Raw genomic sequence first — 864 nt, 5'->3', positions numbered from 1 at the left:
ATTAAGTCTGATATTAGAATCTCATTTTGGAGGAAAAATGAATCGGGCACGAATAAAATTTATGGCATTAATGATAATCGCATTATGTAAAGTACAAACCGTCAACTTTGAGCGTCTGGCACAAGGATTTGAAAGTAGTGCAGATACAGCATCCAGCCTGCGCCGTATCCAGCGATTTATGGCAGACTATATGCTTGATAAGGATTTGATTTGTCGTATGATTTATAGTTTATTGCCTCACAAACCGCCTTATCGTTTGATTTTGGATCGTACCAACTGGAAGTTCGGGCAGACCAATATCAATATTCTGGTTCTATCAATTGCTTATAAAGGACTTAGCTTTCCGATTCTTTTTCGGACAATGAATAAAAGGGGAGCATCCAATATCAATGAACGTATTGGGATCATGGAACATTATATCAGCTTGTTTGGAAAAGATTCGATCAAAGAACTTTTAGCTGACCGGGAGTTTATCGGAGAAAAATGGTTTGGTTGGCTCAATGGCAATGCTATTAAATATCATATCCGCATTTTGAGTAATTATCAGGTGATGCAGGCTATCAATGGCAGATATATAAATGTTTCGCGTTTATTTGAATCTCTGAAGATAAAGCAATGTAAGTTTCTGTCAAAGCCTTATTATGTTACCGGTAGGATATGTTATATATCGGCTTGTTGTTTTGTCAATGATAAAGGCAAGAGAGATTTGGTTATAATTGCCAGTTTTGAGAAAACAAGATCATCGTTGAAAGCTTACAAAGATCGCTGGCAAATAGAATCCTGTTTCAGAGCTTTGAAAACCAGCGGTTTTAATATCGAAAAAACGCACATCAATGATATGCAACGTTTCGAAAAATTACTTTC

Annotated in this window: 1 protein-coding gene; it reads left to right on the top strand. The window is 36.3% G+C overall.

The window, feature by feature from the left end; translation table 11 throughout:
- Positions 1 to 61: 61 nt before the first annotated feature.
- Positions 62 to 864, top strand: an 803-nt coding sequence (locus tag D0T57_RS10285; protein WP_163273407.1) for an IS4 family transposase, incomplete at its 3' end; no start/stop codon positions are given.

It is taken from the genome of Dysgonomonas sp. 511, from assembly GCF_010501105.1.
GTDB lineage: Bacteria > Bacteroidota > Bacteroidia > Bacteroidales > Dysgonomonadaceae > Dysgonomonas.
This window is presented reverse-complemented; position numbering and strand designations above follow the sequence as displayed.